This window comes from Ruminococcus sp. AM42-11 (assembly GCF_003480145.1).
GTDB classification, from domain to species: Bacteria; Bacillota; Clostridia; order Lachnospirales; family Lachnospiraceae; genus Blautia_A; species Blautia_A faecis.
In genome coordinates this window covers 44,275-57,729 of the sequence record NZ_QUIO01000027.1, presented here as the reverse complement: position 1 = coordinate 57,729, position 13,455 = coordinate 44,275, and the positions used below count along the sequence as shown (strand labels likewise).

Below are 13,455 nucleotides of genomic sequence, written 5' to 3'. Positions count from 1 at the left end.
TGCGGGATACCAACTACTTCACCCCACCCGCGTTGTTGTCGTTACTGTTTCTTTCTTCCCTTTCCAGTAACCAGCGATTTTGCAATGTATATTCGCAAGCCGCGCATTTCAGGAGCGGTTTTAGTGGAGGCGAGATCCATGACTTACGGAGACTTAGGCGCGAAGGCTCTCCTGAGCGTCTTAGTCGTAGTTAGTCATTAGCTTGCCGGAACGTTGCGACGCGCGGCGGTGAATATACATTGTGAAATCGCGTCCGGAATAACGACCAACACATTAAATAGCAATTGATTTATAGGAGATATTATGAATCCAAAAGCTTTAAAATCACTTGAATACTACAAGATCATCGACCAACTGACAGAGAAGGCTTCTTCCCAGATGGGAAAAGACCTGTGCAGGCACCTCCTGCCCTCTGAAGATGTTTACGAAATCCGTCATATGCAGACCCAGACCAGAGACGCCCTCACACGCCTTTTCCAGAAAGGAAACATCTCCTTTGGAAGCGTAAAAGACGTGCGCGGCTCACTGAAACGTCTGGAAATCGGAAGTTCCCTTGGAATTTCCGAACTCCTTGCCATTGCCGGACTTCTGGAAAATACCAACCGTGTCAAAGCCTACTCCCGAAATGAGCGCGGAGATGCAAGAGAAGACTCTCTGGACGGCATGTTTGAGAGTTTGGAGCCATTGACTCCCCTCTCAGCCGAAATCCGCCGCTGCATCATTTCCCAGGACGAAATCAGTGACGACGCCAGTGCCGGTCTGATGCATGTACGCCGCAGCATGAAAGTTGCCAATGACCGCATCCACACCCAGCTGGCCTCTCTGGTAAACGGCAGCGCCCGTAATTACCTTCAGGACTCCGTTATCACCATGCGAAACGGCCGCTACTGTATCCCGGTAAAAGCCGAATACAAAGGTCAGGTTCCAGGTATGATCCACGACCAGTCTTCCACCGGCTCCACTTTATTCATTGAGCCTCTGGCGATTGTCAAACTAAACAACGACATCCGCGAGCTGGAGCTTCAAGAACAGAAAGAGATTGAGGCAGTTCTCGCTGCCTTAAGTGAACAGACAGCCCAGAATGTGGACGCCATTCGCGCAGACCTTGACATTATGATCCAGCTGGATTTCATTTTTGCCAGAGCAGGACTTGCACTGGATATGAATGCCACAGAACCCATTTTCAATACAGAGAAACGCATTCACCTGAAACAGGCACGCCACCCGCTCATTCCCAGAAAAAAAGCCGTTCCCATTGACATCCGTCTTGGAGAAGACTTCGACCTCCTTGTTGTAACCGGACCAAATACTGGTGGTAAAACCGTTTCCCTTAAGACAGTTGGACTTCTGACCCTGATGGGACAGGCGGGACTTCACATTCCAGCCCTGGACCGCTCCGAGCTTTCTGTTTTCCGTGAGGTTTACGCAGATATCGGGGACGAGCAGAGCATCGAGCAGTCTCTCAGTACCTTTTCCTCACATATGACCAACGTAGTGTCTTTCCTGAAAAAAGCAGATCAGGACTCTCTGGTGCTTTTTGATGAGCTTGGCGCTGGTACCGACCCGACAGAAGGAGCGGCACTTGCCATCTCCATTTTGTCCTTCCTGCATGAACAAGGCATCCGCACCATGGCAACCACCCATTACAGTGAACTGAAAGTTTACGCCCTGTCCACTGACGGCGTTGAAAATGCCTGCTGTGAGTTTAATGTGGAAACCCTGCGTCCTACTTACCGCCTGCTCATCGGTGTTCCTGGAAAGAGTAATGCCTTTGCGATTTCTTCCAAACTTGGTCTTCCGGACTTTATCATTGAGCGCGCCAAGGAGCAGATCAGCCAGAAGGACGAGTCCTTCGAGGATGTACTTACCTCCCTGGAAAACAGCCGCGTGATCATCGAAAACGAGCGTCAGGAAGCAGAGCGTTACAAAACCCAGATTGCTTCCCTGAAACAGGAGTTAGAGTCCAAGCAGGAGAAACTGGACGAACGTAAAGAGCGGATCTTGCGCGAAGCCAACGAAGAAGCCCGTAAGATTCTTGCAGATGCTAAGGAATACGCAGATCAGACCATGAAAATGTTCCACAAATTCCAGAAAGATCACGTGGACACTGCTGCCATTGAAAAAGAACGCCAGAACCTTAGAAACCGCATGAACAAAGCCGAAAAGGGCATGTCCATGAACACCACCGTAAAGAAACCGAAAAAAGAGCTGAAGCCTAAGGATCTTTCCCTTGGAGACACCGTTCAGGTACTGAGCATGAATCTGAAAGGAACTGTCAGCAGTCATCCCGATTCCAAAGGCTTTCTTTTTGTACAGATGGGTATCATCCGTTCCAAGGTTCATATTTCTGACCTGGAGCTTGTTGACGAACCAGTTATCAACACTCCTGGACTTTCCAGAACAGGAGCAGGCAAGATCCGCATGTCCAAGTCTACCAGTGTTTCCACAGAGATCAATCTTCTTGGAAAAACTGTAGATGAGGCTGTGGCAGAACTGGATAAATATCTGGATGACGCTTATCTGGCACACTTAAAGAGCGTGCGTATCGTACATGGTAAAGGTACCGGTGCCCTTCGAAAAGGAGTACACAATTATCTCCGCCGCCAGAAGCATGTGGCAGATTTCCACCTGGCTGAATTTGGCGAAGGAGATGCTGGTGTTACCATTGTAGAATTTAAGAAATAACTATATTTTATAAGGAGAAACTATGGTTGCTAAACAGAAAATCCTCATTGTCGATGATGACAACAATATTGCAGAGCTGATTTCTCTGTATCTTACCAAAGAATGTTTCGAAACAAAAATTGTAAACGATGGCGAGCTGGCTTTAAAAGAATTTCAGACTTTTCGCCCGAACCTGATTCTTCTGGATCTGATGCTTCCAGGTATTGACGGCTATCAGGTCTGCCGTGAGATCCGCCACACCTCAGACGTGCCGATCATTATGCTTTCCGCAAAAGGAGAAACCTTTGACAAGGTACTTGGCCTGGAGCTTGGCGCCGACGACTACATTATCAAGCCTTTTGATTCAAAAGAACTGGTTGCCCGTGTCCGTGCAGTTCTACGCCGTTTCCAGCCCAAACAGGCTGCAGTTGTAAGCGATGAGAAATGTGCCACTTATCCGGATCTTATTGTCAACCTTACCAACTATTCCGTTACTTATATGGGAAAACAGGTAGACATGCCGCCTAAGGAGCTGGAGCTTCTCTATTTCCTTGCTTCCTCACCCAATCAGGTATTCACCAGAGAGCAGCTACTGGACCACATCTGGGGCTACGAATATATTGGCGATACCAGAACTGTAGACGTTCACATTAAACGTCTGCGCGAAAAAATCAAAGATCATCCGAACTGGTCTATTTCTACAGTCTGGGGAATCGGATACAAGTTTGAGGTAAAAAGCGAATGAGAAAAACGGTTCACAGCAAACTGATCTGCAGTTATATTTTCATTGGAATTGTAGGCTTCCTTTTCGCTACAGCAGGTGGCTCTCATTTCGTGGAAACCTATCTGGAAGAAGAAGTTGGCGCAAGGCTGTATGACAGTGCTGTACGATTTGCTTCTGATGCTGTCACTGTACAGCAGATTGCAGACAATGATAGCAAAGGACTGGAAAAGATTATGGATATTCTGGCTTCCGGAGAGGAAGCCGGGATACTAATCCTGGATAAAAATTTCCATGTGATCGTGCAGTCCTCAAATCTGGAATATAACGTCAGTTCTGCGAAATCCACTGCCGATTCTGAAGTTCAGACTTCAGAAACAGATAAAATCCCAGAGAATGGAACATCCTCTGAAAAATTCTCTGCTGCAAACACAATTTCCATCCCCTATTCTGATCTGGACTTCTGGCTTAATACCCAATATCAGATCAGTAATTTTTATGGCTATTTTTCCAGTCCCCATCTTAATGTGATGATATCGGTGGAAAATTCCGGTGTAACAGAAGGCTATGTTACCTACCATTATGACATGCAGCAGCTTTATCAGAAACGAAGCGGTCTTCTTGGAATTCTTCAGATGGTTTTTTTTGCCGTGTATGCCTTGTGCGGACTGCTCCTTCTCTGCTATCAGAAATGGATCCATACTCCAATGCAGCAGATCATCAAGGGGGCTTCCGAATATGCCAACGGAGATCTGAGTTATCGCATTCCAGTGAAATCCGAGGACGAAATGGGCTATCTTGCCAAAACTCTGAACTACATGGCAGACAGGATCAACCAGAACGGAGAATACCAGCGCACCTTTATTGCCAATGTTTCCCACGATTTCCGCTCTCCTCTGACTTCCATCAAAGGATATGTGGAGGCAATTCTGGATGGCACCATCCCCCCGGAATTGCAGGACAAATATTTAAATATCATTTCCCATGAAGCTGACCGTCTGGAAAAACTGACGCGGAGCCTTCTGGTGCTGAATGATCTGGATGAACGGAAACGGATGATGAATATCCGCAAATTTGATATTAATGATGTGATCAAAAATACTGCCAATACGTTTGAGGTAATCTGTTCCAAAAAGAATATTGACCTGGAACTGCTGCTTTCCGGAAGAGAGCTGTTCGTAGAGGCAGATATGGAACAGATCCAGCAGGTACTGTACAATTTATTGGACAATGCAATCAAATTCAGTAATGACAATTCCTCGATCAACATTGAAACATCCGTAAAAAATGATAAGGTTTTCGTTTCTGTGAAGGATCACGGAGTAGGAATCCCCAAGGACAGCCTGTCCAAGGTGTGGGACAGATTTTACAAGACAGATACCTCCCGCGGAAAAGACCGGAAAGGTACAGGACTTGGGCTTTCTATTGTGAAAGAGATCATCAAAGCTCATAATCAGAATATTAATGTGATCAGCACGGAAGGTGTTGGAACAGAATTCATTTTTACTTTAAAGAAAGCAAAATAAATTATTCAGCAATTCTTTTTATAAACGAAGACCTGGAGCGTGTTTGAAAAAAGCTCCAGGTCTTTTACTATTTCCAGTCATATTTGCGCAGATGCCCATCCAGTTCAAATGGGCAAAGTCATGCTGACGAAAGGCTTCATAAAGAATAATGGCAACCGAATTACTCAGATTCAGGGATCTTGTTTCTCCCAGCATGGGAATCCTTACGCAGGTCTCCTGATTGTCACGGAGAATCTCTTCCGGGATTCCAGCGCTCTCCTTGCCAAACATGATAAAGCAGTCGTCCTCATACTTCACATCCGCATAAGTCTGAGGTGCTTTCGTAGTCGCATAATAAATCTTCGCTCCAGGATTTCTCTCCAGAAAATCTTCATAATCCAGATAAGTAGTTACATCCAGATCTTTCCAGTAGTCCATTCCGGCACGTTTCAGTGCTTTCTCACTTAATGAAAATCCCAACGGCTCGATCAGATGGAGCCTGGTTCCTGTAGCCACGCAGGTACGTCCTATATTTCCTGTGTTCGCCGGAATCTCCGGCTCATGAAGTACAATGTTTAATGTTCCCATAGTTTTTATACTCTCCTGTAATTACAGCAGTTTTATTTCGATTTTAAGGCAATATCTTATATATCTCGTCTTTAGCCGGCCGCTCCAGATACCTGCCATTCCCATTGTAGTAAAGCATTCTGTCATTTCCAGCATTCGTCTGTCCAATCACAGCAGCCATCATGCCCATTCTGCGAAGCTCCTGCACCAATGCTTCTCCTGCCGGAATACCGATCAGAACAGCCCCTTCCGAATTCAGCTTATAAGGATTAATGTCAAAGATTTCACAAATTTCAATTGTCTCCTGGCGTATGGGTACCTTGGAAAAATCCATTTCCAGTCCCACCTGGGAAGCCTCCGCCATCTTCCACAGAGCACTCAGAAAACCACCCTCACCCATTGCATAAAAAGCGGTAGCGCCAGCCTCTTTTACATTTATCTCATCCGCAGTCCCGTAAAGGGTTCTCAGATTCTCTGCCTCCCGTAAAAAACCTTCTGAAAAATGCTCTCTTAAAATCTCATGTTTTTCCCTTGCAATCTGCGCTGTGCCGTAAAGAGCAATGGCTCCAGCCACCACCAGTTCGTTTCCAGGCGTAAGAAGCCGCTGATTTCAGCCTGCAGTGCTTCCATAGCCGCTTTTCCAAGCCTCATTTTCTCTTTTCCCTACAGAAGAAGAGAGAGGACAGCAGGAACTACCATTGCCAGAACAAGAATAACAGCAATGATCGCAGTTACAAGTTTTCTTTTCTTTGGATCAAACATTCCCATAATTTTTAACCTCTCATAACCATCCGGCACTTTACAGACTACAAATATACGCCATGTCAATACGGCCAGCCGAACAGTTACACCCTTTCTTTATTATATCTGAATTTCCTTCACTGCCGCATTATGAAGCAGTGGATCCCGGTTTTCATAGTCAAACAGCAATATTTTTCCATCCCGGAACACCTCAATATGCGCTGTCTTTGGCACCTTTTCCTGGCGCCTGTACTCCCAGACAGCTTTCTCATAGGGCTTCTGGTCATACTCAAAGGATGGATGGCTTTTCAGGTTTTCGCGAAGATACAGGTCGTAGATCATGCTGTCTGCCACCTTTTCCCAGGTCGCAGTTTCCATTCCTCTGCAATCTTCCGCAGCTTTTCCCGCAGGATTCTCCACCTCAGGATCCTGATTTCCAGATTTTCCTGCGGATTGTTCTTCCAGTTCTTCCTTCACAAACTCCAGCAGGATCTCATATCTGCGCATTCTGGAATGGGAAATCTCTGAATAACCTTTTTTCTCATAAAACTGTCCTAGCTTCTCATACAATGTGAAAGCATCCTCAAACAAAGGCTCCACACAGGCGATGGTATTCTGAAACTGTCCACTATTATAGTACAGTTCCACCATACTTTCCACCATTTTCAGCTTCAAAATGTCTTCATATGGCAGCCATCTGGTTCCCAGTACCTCATATGGCTCCAGTTCTTTATGCACAATGCCATATTCTTCTGTCATCTCTTTCATATGAGAGCCCTTCAGAACCTTCAGAAATCCAAGCTGAAGCTGCTGGGGACGAAGTGCATAAACATCATTGAAGGACCGGTGAAAGCTGTCATAATCCTCGTAAGGAAGACCAGCGATCAGATCCAGATGCTGGTGAATATTCTTAAAACTATGGATGCGGTTTACAATCCCTGCCAGCTTCGGAAAATCCATAGTCCTGTGGATAGCACGAATAGTGTCCGGATTTGTGGACTGTACACCGATTTCCAGCTGGATCAGCCCCGGACGCATGGTGCTCATCAGTTCCAGTTCATTTTCCCTCAACAGATCTGCGGAAATCTCAAAGTGGAAATTGGTAATTCCATTATCATGATCTTTTATGTACTGCCAGATGGTCATTGCATGATCGTGCTTACAATTAAAGGTTCTGTCCACAAATTTCACCTGTGGCACTTTATGATCCAGGAAAAACTGAAGTTCTTTCTTTACCAGTTCCAGGTCGCGAAAACGCAGTTTCTTGTCCACAGATGACAGACAATAGCTACATGAAAAAGGACAGCCCCGGCTGCTCTCATAATAGATAATACGGTTTTCAAAATCCTTCAGATCTTCATAAGCAAAGGGTACCCTGCTTAAATCCATGATCTGCCGCCATCCGTTATTCTGAATTGTACCGTCCGGTTTACAGTACACAAGTCCGGTGGTTTTCTCCAGAGAAGGACTTCCATTCATATAGTGCTTCACCAGTTCCAGGAAGGTCTCCTCTCCTTCTCCAACCATTACACCATCAAATGCCGGGTTCTTTTTCAGAAATTCCTCTGCATCATACGATACCTCCGGGCCTCCCGCCCAGAAAGGAACATCCGGCAGGATCTTTCTCAGATCCTGCATCAGTTCCCGCACAAAAGTAATATTCCAGATATAGCAGGATATGCAGATCACATCCGGATGACATCTGTAAATATCCTTCAGAATGTCATCCTTCTGCTGATTGATGGTGTATTCCCGAAGTACAATATTGCTGTCATATTCTTTTGCGCAGGCTTTCAGGTTAAAGACAGCCAGATTGGAATGTATATATTTTGCATTACATGCTGCAAGTAATATCTTCATCGTTCTTACTCGTCCAGAAGTTTCTTTAACTCTTCTTTATCCGTAAGACCAACCAGACGGTGTGCTTCTGCTCCGTTCTTGAAAATGATCAGGGTAGGAATGCTCATAACCCGGAACTGCTGTGCAAGCTCCATGTTCTGATCCACATCAAGCTTTCCTACTGCATAACCTTCCTCTCCCAGTTCCTCCACGATTGGCCCCTGACGCATGCATGGTCCGCACCAGGTTGCCCAGAAATCAAGAAGAAACGGTTTCTCGGATTTTAATACTTCCTCTTCAAAATTCTGTGTTGTGATTACTTTTGCCATAATTGATCCATCCTTTCTATCGGTCTATTCTTCTCTCTGATTTCATGCCGAAATTCTACTTTTTTTGTCTGTTTCTCACATACTGGTTTGCACTGAGTCCTGCCTGAGCACCATCGTAAACTGCCTTTGCCACCTGCAAAAGACCGCCGGTACAGTCACCTGCTGCAAAAAGCCCCGGAATGGTGCTCTCCATCTTTTCGTTTACCTTGATGTTACCTTTCTCAGTAAGTGCCGCGCCCATCTGTCTTGCCATCTCTGCACTTCCTGCAGTTCCAAGCGCTACAAAAACGCCGTCTGCCGGGACAAATGTCTCCGTGGAATCCCTTACCGGACTCTCCGGGTTATGGAGCTCTGAAGCTTCCATTTCAGCTTCCTTTCCTTCTGGCAAAAGCTGAAAGTTCTTCTCTCCGTCAGTATCTGATTTTGCATCCGTCTCAGACTCAGAGATCAGACGCAGTCCGGACACCTTCTCGTCTCCCTCTACAGACTGAATTTTCATTGTATTCACCGCAAAAGAAGATTTCCTGGAAAACTCCGGTTCTTTCCCATCTGTGTAAATGGTAACAGAACCAGCCATAGGTGCCAGTTCTTCTGCCTCATGAAGAGCGAAGTCGCTGTTTCCAAGCACTGCAACATCCTTTCCCCTGTAGAAAAATGCGTCGCACACAGCACAGTAGCTGACACCTCTTCCCTCAAGTTCCTTAATCCCCGGAATTGCAGGAGCCTTTCGTTTGCTTCCTGTGGCAAGGATCACGCTGATGGTGTCAAAATCACCTGCTGTTGTCTTTACTGTAAAAGTATCAAACCCGCCAATCCCCAGCACCTGTGCCTCCAGGATCCGCACGCCTAATGCTTTTGCCTGTGCAAGTCCTGTCTCAAATAATTCTTTCCCGGAAACAGGATGTTCCATACCATAATAATTCTCTATTTTTTCTGCTTTTTCCAAAGCACCAATGCCGTTATTGATCACCAGTGGATCCATATTTGCCCGGGCAGCATACAAAGCTGCGGAAATTCCTGCCGGTCCGGCACCGATAATGATTATTTTTTCCATATACTTCAGAATCACCTGCCTTTCTCATGATTCCAATCTTTCCCATATATTGTTATTTTTCTTACAATTTCACGGTTCAGTATCTTCACAGTTATACCCTTCCCGGAATAGTACCTGTTAAATAGTTACCTGACAATATACTTTCCATAAAAGAAATTCAGACTTTTCATTTTTCGTCGGTTCTTTTTTCGTCTATAGCCTTCTCTGCATAAGCCAGTCCCCAGAATATCACAGCTGGCATACACGCCATCAACGGAAACGCATAACGCAGAAGACCGTTTACCGGAGAAGCTATACAGATTGCCACATTCAGCGCCGGGGCAGCCAATACCAGGATTCCTTTCCATCGCTTCCTGTAGATCAGATATCCAAGGAGCAGAATCACGATCCATGTGTAGGTTCCCGCATTGCAGATCTGCGCAAGACCTGGAATCTGACTCCACAGATCGGCATAACGTTTCAACTGATTCCTTGTCTCTGCGGAAAAGATCTGATGATAATCTGACTCTTCAATCAGCGGCTCATTTACTGTATAGAAGCGGTAGGAGCTCTGCGCGGTGCAATTATGAAATGGGTAATAATATCCATAGCTGTTATGAAGTGTGGCTTCTATATACACCCCCGGATGCCTCAGAAACATGCTGAACCAGGCATTAAAGTAGCGTTTCAGCTTCGCCATGGTAATATGTCCGCCGCGATAAGTTGCCTTTACCGGATCAGACAGTTCCGGATTATACAAATCCGCAATCTCATCATACTTCATCACCCCGTCAATTGCTTTAGCTTCTTCCTTTGTCACATCATCCGGATATTCCTTCAGATATCTGGCTGTCTGCTGCATTGGAATTGAGAAAAATACTCTGGATGGGAAATTACCAATGTATAGTCTCGGTGCCACTTCTTTCTGAAGCCCCATGTAGCCCACTGTCACAAGGATCACCATTCCAACTGCATACAGTCTGCGTTTTTTTCCAAGGAAAAAGAATAACAGGATAAATGCAGGAAGCACCATGTAAAGTCCATTATTTCTGGTAATGCACATGCCAAAGCCAACCAGAAACAGCACTGTCAGCTGCTGTCTTAAAGACTGGCCACTTTTTTCCCGAAGGGTGGGAATGCAGCATTCCACATAGATTACCATGAAAAGGGAAAACAGAGCGCTGAAACTTCCATCCTTAATGATCGTCTGGGAATAAGCTCCAAATACAGGCACAAGACTGAAAAATGCAATACAGCAGATATTGAACCATCTTGGTGCTCCCCATGATTTCAGTTTATAACAAACAGTGGCATAACATACCGCATAAATCAGTGCCAGCACGCCAACCACCATGAAAATGCCCCAGTTATCACTGATCACATTTCCAATTGTCATCAAGGCTCCCATTATAAGGCTTAATTCCCATGGATGCTTGTTTGTAAATCTCTGATTTCCGGCAAACATATTCAGCTGCCGGAAGCCATCATAGGGAACACTTCCTGGCCAGAAGATCAGGATATAGGGAAGCCATCCTGCCAAAATCAGCAAAAATGCTACCAGAAGGTAGTGTTTTTCCATAAATTCCGGAAATTTCTTTATATTCCTGCTGTGCAGAAAAGGATGCTTCTCTCCATATGCATATAAAAGACTGATCACTATATCAAACAGAAAAAAGAATCCTGCCCATGTAAGCAATGCGATCAGAATCTGATTTCTCCCAGCTGTAAAGAAGGTCCAGTTTCCCTGCACGGAAAAGGACATTCCGATCAGCATAAAAACAGAAAACATGGCGGCGATCAGATGCGTGATCCATTTACAGCTTCTGCAAAAATTCTTCCAGCATTTCATGTACAATGCAATGATTGCAATGAGAACCACCAGTTTGTCGATTCCGATTCCTGTCATCTCTTTCTTGCATAAAGAAAGAAATGTTTCTCCCGGATTATCTGCCGAACCAGCATACAAGCCCGTCATGGAAAGAGCAAACACTGTTAAAATGGCGGCAATAAACGGCAAAGTATATTTTTTTAATTTTTTTTCCACCAATAAATCCTCCCGACTTTTATCACACTGCCATTCTAACATTACTATATATGAAAAGCAAGGCGTGGTTTTTACAAGGTAAATTTTTGGAATTTACAGATTTTTTGAAATTTTTGTTGCGTCAAAGCAGTTTCTATGCTATTATATGCACTGTAAGTTCAGAGAACTTATAAATGCCCAGATAGCTCAGTTGGTAGAGCAGAGGACTGAAAATCCTCGTGTCGCTGGTTCGATTCCGGCTCTGGGCATTTTTTTATTTTTCAGATACGCTCTGGAAAAAGCCGCCCCCGAAGGGGCGGCCTCATTTATTTTGTAAGCATTTTATCTAATGTTTCGTTCAGCATCTCTCTGGATGTCACCTGTATCGCCTGAATTCCTGCCTTCTTCGCTCCTTCCACATTATCCATGCGGTCATCGAAAAACAGACACTCTTCTGCTTTCAGGCTATATTTCTCCAGAAGAATTTCATAAATCTCCCTGTCTGGCTTCAGGGCGTGAACCTGATAGGAAACAACTCCCCCATCAAGCACATCCAGGAATTTCGCTCCCTTGGTGTGCACATGGAACAGCTCTTCTGAGTAATTGGAAAGCAGGTAAATCTTATAACCCTTTTCCTTCAGCGCTGCAACCTTGTCCCAGACCTCCGGACGCTTTACAGCCATCTGCTCTCCGTTTCGAAGGAACCAGCCCATCACATCCACATCGTCCGGGTACTTCAGTTCATACTGATGAATGGCTTCCTCAAGGCTCAGCCTTCCTCCGTCAAGTCCCTGTACCCAGATCTCATTGTCAAACATTTCCCCGCCAATTCTCTTCGCCTCAGCTTCAGAAAGGCCGTAGTCCCTGGTCAGCATCTCAAACCAGCGATACTCCACCAGTACATCTCCAACATCAAAAATTAAATTCCGAATCATTAGTCTTCATAACCATTCGGGTTATTGCTCTGCCATCTCCAGGAATCCTCGCACATCTCACGGATGCCATTCTCAGCTGTCCAGCCAAGCTCTTTCGCTGCCTTGGAAGCATCGCAGTAGCAGGTAGCAATATCGCCTGCACGACGTGGTTTGATCGCATATGGGATCTTAACGCCTGTTGCAGCTTCGAAATTCTTCACAATATCAAGAACACTGTAGCCTTTTCCTGTGCCAAGGTTATAGATTGCAAGTCCAGGATTCTCCTCGATCTTTTTAAGCGCTTTTACATGACCTTTGGCAAGATCTACTACATGGATATAATCTCTCACGCCGGTTCCATCCGGAGTGTCATAGTCATTACCGAATACGCCAAGCTCTTTCAGCTTGCCAACAGCAACCTGTGTGATGTATGGCATAAGGTTGTTCGGGATACCATTTGGGTTCTCGCCGATGGTTCCGCTCTTGTGGGCACCGATCGGATTAAAATAACGAAGCAGCATTACGTTCCACTCCGGATCTGCTTTCTGGATGTCTGTAAGAACCTGCTCCAGCATGGATTTGGTCCAGCCATATGGGTTGGTACACTGTCCTTTCGGGCATTCTTCTGTGATCGGGATCTGTGCCGGATCTCCATATACAGTTGCAGAGGAAGAGAAAATAATATTCTTAACACCATGTTTTCTCATTACATCTACAAGAGTCAGGGTTCCTGCAATATTATTCTCATAATATTCCCAAGGCTTTACAACGGACTCTCCAACAGCCTTCAGTCCGGCAAAATGAATACAGGAGTCAATGTCTTCTTTGTCAAAAATCTGGTCAAGGGCTTCCCTGTCCAGGATATCTGCTTTATAAAATTTAACCGGCTTGCCTGTGATCTTGGAAACTCTGTCAAGTGCCTTCTCGCTGGAATTGGACAGATTATCCAGAACTACTACGTCATAACCGGAATTCTGAAGTTCTACAACTGTATGGCTTCCAATGTATCCTGCACCGCCTGTTACTAAAATTGCCATGATATTTTCCTCCTCGTATCTGCAGAAGCATTATTGTGATTGCAGCACTATCGGCCTGTTTTCCTTGCTTCTGTATGTATTT

The 13,455-nt window shown here is 45.3% G+C and carries 11 protein-coding genes and 1 tRNA gene; 4 read left to right on the top strand and 8 right to left on the bottom strand.

Annotation, left to right across the window (positions count from 1 at the left end):
* Nucleotides 1–303 precede the first annotated feature (303 nt).
* The 3 genes from DW904_RS15365 to DW904_RS15355 are packed head-to-tail and all read left to right on the top strand — an operon-like array spanning nt 304 to nt 4,911.
* Nucleotides 304–2,685: an endonuclease MutS2 gene (locus DW904_RS15365; RefSeq protein ID WP_118582336.1), complete on the top strand. Its 2,382-nt coding sequence runs from the start codon at nt 304–306 to the stop codon at nt 2,683–2,685.
* 22 nt (nt 2,686–2,707) lie between these two features.
* A complete protein-coding gene (locus tag DW904_RS15360; protein ID WP_118582333.1) occupies nt 2,708–3,409 on the top strand; it encodes a response regulator transcription factor in 702 nt (233 codons plus the stop codon).
* A complete protein-coding gene (locus tag DW904_RS15355) occupies nt 3,406–4,911 on the top strand; it encodes a HAMP domain-containing sensor histidine kinase (RefSeq protein WP_118582330.1) in 1,506 nt (501 codons plus the stop codon). Before DW904_RS15360 ends, DW904_RS15355 begins: the two co-directional genes overlap by 4 nt.
* Nucleotides 4,912–4,929: 18 nt before the next feature.
* Here DW904_RS15355 and DW904_RS15350 read toward each other — a convergent pair whose 3' ends face one another.
* The 6 genes from DW904_RS15350 to DW904_RS15325 form a co-directional block, all read right to left on the bottom strand.
* Nucleotides 4,930–5,478: a tRNA (cytidine(34)-2'-O)-methyltransferase gene (locus tag DW904_RS15350; protein ID WP_118582327.1), complete on the bottom strand. Its 549-nt coding sequence runs from the start codon at nt 5,476–5,478 to the stop codon at nt 4,930–4,932.
* 43 nt (nt 5,479–5,521) lie between these two features.
* Nucleotides 5,522–6,031, bottom strand: coding sequence for an AIR synthase-related protein (locus DW904_RS15345; protein WP_243110438.1), 510 nt, complete (start codon nt 6,029–6,031; stop codon nt 5,522–5,524).
* Nucleotides 6,032–6,318: 287 nt separating this feature from the next.
* A complete protein-coding gene (locus DW904_RS15340) occupies nt 6,319–8,058 on the bottom strand; it encodes a B12-binding domain-containing radical SAM protein (protein ID WP_118582324.1) in 1,740 nt (579 codons plus the stop codon).
* A 5-nt stretch (nt 8,059–8,063) separates the two neighbouring features.
* Nucleotides 8,064–8,366 carry a thioredoxin gene (gene trxA / locus DW904_RS15335; protein ID WP_118582321.1) on the bottom strand — a complete coding sequence of 101 codons (303 nt, stop codon included), beginning with the start codon at nt 8,364–8,366 and terminating at the stop codon, nt 8,064–8,066.
* Between the two features lie 55 nt (nt 8,367–8,421).
* The gene (locus tag DW904_RS15330) at nt 8,422–9,420 is read right to left on the bottom strand and encodes an FAD-dependent oxidoreductase (RefSeq protein ID WP_118582345.1); all 999 of its coding nucleotides are present in this window, start codon (nt 9,418–9,420) and stop codon (nt 8,422–8,424) included.
* Nucleotides 9,421–9,586: 166 nt separating this feature from the next.
* Nucleotides 9,587–11,443 carry a DUF6020 family protein gene (locus tag DW904_RS15325; protein WP_118582318.1) on the bottom strand — a complete coding sequence of 619 codons (1,857 nt, stop codon included), beginning with the start codon at nt 11,441–11,443 and terminating at the stop codon, nt 9,587–9,589.
* Nucleotides 11,444–11,618: 175 nt separating this feature from the next.
* Between DW904_RS15325 and DW904_RS15320 the strand changes: the two genes are divergently transcribed.
* A tRNA-Phe gene (locus DW904_RS15320) sits at nt 11,619–11,691 on the top strand.
* 57 nt (nt 11,692–11,748) lie between these two features.
* Here DW904_RS15320 and DW904_RS15315 read toward each other — a convergent pair.
* On the bottom strand, nt 11,749–12,357 hold the full coding sequence (locus DW904_RS15315; RefSeq protein ID WP_118582315.1) for an HAD family phosphatase: 609 nt from the start codon (nt 12,355–12,357) through the stop codon (nt 11,749–11,751).
* Nucleotides 12,357–13,373, bottom strand: a complete 1,017-nt coding sequence (galE, locus tag DW904_RS15310) for a UDP-glucose 4-epimerase GalE (RefSeq protein WP_118582312.1) — start codon at nt 13,371–13,373, stop codon at nt 12,357–12,359. The genes DW904_RS15315 and galE overlap by 1 nt, the downstream gene beginning before the upstream one ends.
* Nucleotides 13,374–13,455 lie beyond the last annotated feature (82 nt).